Below are 251 nucleotides of genomic sequence, written 5' to 3' on the forward strand. Positions count from 1 at the left end.
GCGTTGACGAGCATCGCCCGCGCCTTGTTCTCCGGAATGCCGCGCGCCATCATGTAATAGAGATGGTTGGCGTCGATATCGGTCACCGTCGCGCCGTGACCGCACTGGACATCATCGGCGAAGATCTCAAGCTCGGGCTTGACCGAGAATTCGGCGTCGTCGGACATCAGCAGCGTGTTGCAGGCCATCTTGGCATCGGTCTTCTGCGCATCGGGCGCCACTCGGATCATGCCCTGGAAGACGCCCTTGGC

1 protein-coding gene is annotated in these 251 nt (G+C 61.8%); it reads right to left on the bottom strand.

Annotation, left to right across the window (positions count from 1 at the left end; translation table 11 throughout):
- The coding region (locus EOD29_RS33635; protein ID WP_206520596.1) for a SufD family Fe-S cluster assembly protein at positions 1-251 on the bottom strand (251 nt) is incomplete at both ends.

This window comes from Mesorhizobium sp. M1A.T.Ca.IN.004.03.1.1, assembly GCF_003997555.1.
In the GTDB taxonomy this organism is placed as follows: domain Bacteria; phylum Pseudomonadota; class Alphaproteobacteria; order Rhizobiales; family Rhizobiaceae; genus Mesorhizobium.